This is a genomic window from Streptomyces sp. ID05-39B, from assembly GCF_033794725.1.
Classification (GTDB): Bacteria; Actinomycetota; Actinomycetes; order Streptomycetales; family Streptomycetaceae; genus Streptomyces; species Streptomyces bobili.
This window is the reverse complement of record NZ_JARGEF010000392.1, coordinates 1-4,678: the sequence shown is the minus strand read 5'-3', so window position 1 is coordinate 4,678 and position 4,678 is coordinate 1. Positions and strand designations below refer to the sequence as shown.

Here is a 4,678-nt window from a genome sequence, read left to right as displayed (position 1 = left end):
GGAGCGGGGCTGGAGGGCCGGGGGGTCCGTCCAGTCCCGCTTTCCGTGTTCCCGGCGGGGCGCTACGCCGCCGTACGGGCCGTCGGAGTGCGGTGGCCGGCCGCCGCGGTGGCCAGGCGGCCCATCGCCTCGTCGCGGTCGCAGGCGTGTGCGCCGAGCGCGGTCTGGCGGGACACGATGGAGCGTTCGGCGCGCATCAGGCGCCAGCCGCGGCGCAGCAGGAACGGCACCGACTTGCGGCCCTCCTTGAGATCTCGCAGGAAACGGCGGCGGAACGTCTTCACCGGTCCGCGGCTCAGGCAGAGCGCGTCGGCCAGGACACCCAGCTCCCGGCAGCGGTTGACGATCTCGGCGGCGAAGATGCCCTCCGCGATGAACAGCGGGGTCCGCCCGATCTCGACGCCCTCCTCGCCGGTGCGGGCGCTCAGCGAGATGTCGTACACGGGTACCTGTGTACGACCCGTGCGGCACAGGTCGACGACGGCGGCGACGGCGGTGTCCGCGTCCCAGGACCCGGGGTCGTCCCAGTCGATGTCGGAGCTTCCCGCGACCAGCGGCAGCGTCGGGTCGTCGCCCTCCTTGTAGAAGTCGTCGAGGCGCAGCACCGGGAGGCCGGAGCGGGCCGCGAGGAGGGACTTGCCGGAGCCGGAAGGGCCGCAGAGCAGCACGACTCGCGTGGGTACGGGCGGATGGGAACTCACGGGACACCAGTCTGGGGCATGGGCGGGGCCGGTTACGACCCCGCGGGTCGGCTTTGCAGCACGCGTCACACCGCAACTACCCTTCGTGTCGACCCGATTACCTTGCGCGGCAGAAGGTGGCAGCGATCATGGCTCGACACGACTCCTCCTCCAACCCGACCGGCCGGCGCGCGCTGGCCCTCCTCGCGACGGCCGGTGCGGCCCTGGGGGCGGGCGCGTCGGCCGCCGCCGCCGACACCCAGCCCGTCGTCGACCCGGTGCGCACGAACCCCACCTCCATCGGCCGGCTCGACCCGCAGTCCGGCGTGCAGGGCGCGCTCGGCTCACTGCCGTACGTCACCGGGGCCGTCTCCAACCTCAAGCCCAACCCGCTCGCGGGCACCGGCGTCGACCCGCTCGACAACGGTGTGGGCACCCAGCTCGCCGACTTCAAGCCGCTGACGTCCCAGATGCTCACCGGCCCGGTGGCGCAGGCGCAGTCGATCGGGTCGATCCCGGTGCTGGGGCAGGTGACGGGGCTGCTGGGCGGCCGCTGAGGGACACGGCAGAGGGCCGCGGCCTCCCCGGACGGGGAGAGGCCGCGGCCCTCCGGCTTGTCGGGTCGGCTCAGTAGGACGAGCCGGACGCGCCCAGCGAGCCCGTCGGGTGCCAGACCGTCTTCGTCTCCAGGAACGCCGTCATGCGCTCGATGCCGGGCACCGCCCGCCAGTCGTCCACAGGCTGTGGACGAAGAACGCGCTTGAGGTTCTCGGCCGCCGCGATCTCCAGCTCCTTCGCCAGTACGTCGTCGGCGCCTGCCAGGTCGATCGCGTTGACGTCCTGGTGGAAGGCCAGGGGTGTCGCGATCTCCGCCGTACGGCCCGAGAGGACGTTGACCACGCCGCCGGGCAGGTCGGAGGTGGCCAGGACCTCGCCGAGGGAGAGGGCCGGGAGCGGGGACTTCTCGCTCGCGACGACGACCGCCGTGTTGCCCGTGGAGATCACCGGGGCGATCACCGAGACCAGGCCCAGGAACGACGACTCCTGCGGGGCCACGACCGTGACGACACCGGTCGGCTCCGGGGAGGACAGGTTGAAGTACGGGCCCGCCACCGGGTTGCCGCCGCCCACGACCTGGGCGATCTTGTCGGTCCAGCCCGCGTACCAGACCCAGCGGTCGATCGTGGCCTCGACCAGTTCGTTCGCCTTCGACTTGGACAGACCCTCGGCGTCCGCGATCTCGTGGACGAACTGGCCCTTGCGGCCCTCCAGCATCTCGGCGACGCGGTAGAGGACCTGGCCCCGGTTGTACGCCGTCGCCCCGGACCACGCGCCGAACGCCTTGCGCGCGGCCACGACCGCGTCACGGGCGTCCTTGCGGGAGGAGAGCGGCGCGTTCGCCAGCCACTTGTCCTTGGAGTCGGTCACCTCGTACACCCGGCCGCTCTCGGAACGCGGGAACTTCCCGCCGACGTACAGCTTGTAGGTCTTGAAGACGCTCAGACGCTGCTGCTCGGACTTGTCAGACATCGAGGTACGCCTCCAGGCCGTGGCGGCCGCCCTCGCGGCCGAAGCCCGACTCCTTGTAACCGCCGAACGGCGAGGTGGGGTCGAACTTGTTGAACGTGTTGGACCAGACGACACCGGCCCGGAGCTTGCTCGCCACCGCCAGGATGCGGGAGCCCTTCTCCGTCCAGATGCCCGCCGACAGGCCGTACGGCGTGTTGTTGGCCTTGGCGACTGCCTCGTCCGGGGTGCGGAACGTGAGGACCGACAGCACCGGGCCGAAGATCTCGTCGCGGGCAACGGTGTGCGCCTGGGTGACGTTCGTGAACAGCGTCGGGGCGAACCAGTAGCCGGAGGTAGGGAGTTCGCACTCAGGGGACCAGCGCTCGGCGCCCTCCGCCTCACCCCGCTCCACCAGTGTGGTGATGCGCGAGAGCTGCTCGGCGGAGTTGATCGCGCCGATGTCGGTGTTCTTGTCCAGCGGGTCGCCCAGGCGCAGGGTGGAGAGCCTGCGCTTGAGGGAGTCCAGCACCTCGTCCTGGATCGACTCCTGGACGAGGAGGCGACTGCCCGCGCAGCAGACCTGGCCCTGGTTGAAGAAGATGCCGCTGACGATGCCCTCGACGGCCTGGTCGATCGGGGCGTCGTCGAAGACGATGTTCGCGCCCTTGCCGCCCAGTTCCAGGGTGAGCTTCTTGCGGCTGCCCGCGACCGTCTTCGCGATCTCCTTGCCGACGGCCGTGGAGCCGGTGAAGGCGACCTTGTTCACGTCCGGGTGCGCGACCAGCGCGGCGCCCGCGTCGCCGTAGCCCGGAAGGATGTTGACGACGCCCTTGGGCAGACCTGCCTGGCGGCAGATGTCCGCGAAGAAGAGGGCGGACAGGGGGGTCGTCTCGGCGGGCTTGAGGACCACCGTGTTGCCGGTCGCCAGTGCCGGGGCGATCTTCCACGCCAGCATCAGCAGGGGGAAGTTCCAGGGGATGACCTGGCCCGCGACGCCCAGCGGAAGCGGGTTCCGGCCGAACCCGGCGTGGTCCAGCTTGTCGGCCCAGCCCGCGTAGTAGAAGAAGTGCGCGGCGACCAGCGGGAGGTCCGCGTCGCGGGTCTCCTTGATGGGCTTGCCGTTGTCCAGCGTCTCCAGGACGGCCAGTTCGCGGCTGCGCTCCTGGATGATGCGGGCGATGCGGAACAGGTACTTCGCGCGTTCCGAGCCGGGCAGCGCCGACCACTTCTCGAACGCCTTGCGGGCGGCCCGCACGGCACGGTCGACGTCCTCGGTGCCGGCCCGGGCGATCTCCGACAGCACCTCCTCGGACGACGGGGACACCGTCTTGAAGACCTTGCCGTCGGCGGCCTCGGTGAACTCGCCGTCGATGAACAGGCCGTAGGAGGGCGCGATGTCGACGACCGAGCGGGACTCGGGGGCCGGTGCGTACTCGAACAGAGAAGCCATGGTGATCAGTCCACCGTCACGTAGTCGGGGCCGGAGTAGCGGCCGGTGGCCAGCTTCTGGCGCTGCATCAGCAGGTCGTTCAGCAGCGAGGAGGCGCCGAAGCGGAACCAGTGGTTGTCCAGCCAGTCCTCGCCCACGGTCTCGTTGACCAGGACCAGGAACTTGATGGCGTCCTTCGTGGTGCGGATGCCGCCGGCCGGCTTCACACCGACCTGGACGCCGGTCTGGGCGCGGAAGTCGCGGACCGCCTCCAGCATCAGCAGGGTGTTCGCGGGCGTCGCGTTCACCGCGACCTTGCCCGTGGACGTCTTGATGAAGTCCGCGCCGGCCAGCATGCCGAGCCAGCTCGCGCGACGGATGTTGTCGTACGTCGACAGTTCGCCCGTCTCGAAGATGACCTTCAGGCGGGCACTCGTGCCGCAGGCCTCCTTCACGGCGGTGATCTCGTCGTACACCTTCAGGTACTTGCCCGTGAGGAACGCGCCGCGGTCGATGACCATGTCGATCTCGTCCGCGCCCGCGGCGACCGCGTCGCGGACGTCCGCCAGCTTCACGGGGAGTGCGGCGCGGCCGGCCGGGAAGGCGGTGGCGACGGAGGCGACCTTGACGGACGAGCCGGCGACCGCCTCCTTCGCGGAGGCGACCATGTCCGGATACACGCAGACCGCGGCGGTCGACGGGGTCGTGCGGTCGGTCGGGTCGGGGTGGACCGCCTTCGCGCCGAGCGCCCGGACCTTGCCCGGGGTGTCCGCGCCTTCCAGCGTCGTCAGGTCGACCATCGAGATGGCGAGGTCGATGGCGTACGCCTTGGCGGTCGTCTTGATGGAACGGGTGCCGAGCGCTGCGGCGCGCGTCTCCAGGCCGACCGTGTCGACGCCGGGGAGCCCGTGGAGGAAGCGGCGCAGCGTGGTGTCGGACGAGGTGACGTCCGGGAGGGGCGGTGCCGCGGTGGGTGCGTTGGTGGGCATGGTCACCAGACGAGCATATCTACGCGCGTAGCGGCTGTACAGGCCTCGGGGTGTTCCGGAAGGGGGCGGGC

Annotated in this window: 5 protein-coding genes; 1 reads left to right on the top strand and 4 read right to left on the bottom strand. The window is 70.7% G+C overall.

What is annotated here, in order from left to right; genetic code table 11:
- Nucleotides 1-62 precede the first annotated feature (62 nt).
- Nucleotides 63-770 carry a uridine kinase gene (locus P1P75_RS39785; protein WP_319264542.1) on the bottom strand — a complete coding sequence of 236 codons (708 nt, stop codon included), beginning with the start codon at nucleotides 768-770 and terminating at the stop codon, nucleotides 63-65.
- Nucleotides 771-829: 59 nt separating this feature from the next.
- Between P1P75_RS39785 and P1P75_RS39780 the strand changes: the two genes are divergently transcribed.
- Complete coding sequence (locus P1P75_RS39780; RefSeq protein ID WP_319264541.1) at nucleotides 830-1,237, top strand: hypothetical protein; 408 nt, start codon at nucleotides 830-832, stop codon at nucleotides 1,235-1,237.
- Nucleotides 1,238-1,307: 70 nt separating this feature from the next.
- Here the strand turns inward: P1P75_RS39780 and P1P75_RS39775 are convergent, their stop codons facing one another.
- The 3 genes from P1P75_RS39775 to deoC are packed head-to-tail and all read right to left on the bottom strand — an operon-like array spanning nucleotide 1,308 to nucleotide 4,607.
- Nucleotides 1,308-2,210, bottom strand: a complete 903-nt coding sequence (locus P1P75_RS39775) for an aldehyde dehydrogenase family protein (protein WP_319264539.1) — start codon at nucleotides 2,208-2,210, stop codon at nucleotides 1,308-1,310.
- The gene (locus P1P75_RS39770; RefSeq protein ID WP_319264537.1) at nucleotides 2,203-3,639 is read right to left on the bottom strand and encodes an aldehyde dehydrogenase family protein; all 1,437 of its coding nucleotides are present in this window, start codon (nucleotides 3,637-3,639) and stop codon (nucleotides 2,203-2,205) included. The genes P1P75_RS39775 and P1P75_RS39770 overlap by 8 nt, the downstream gene beginning before the upstream one ends.
- 5 nt (nucleotides 3,640-3,644) lie before the next feature.
- Entirely contained in the window at nucleotides 3,645-4,607 is a 963-nt protein-coding gene (gene deoC / locus P1P75_RS39765) for a deoxyribose-phosphate aldolase (protein ID WP_319264544.1), read from the bottom strand.
- Nucleotides 4,608-4,678 lie beyond the last annotated feature (71 nt).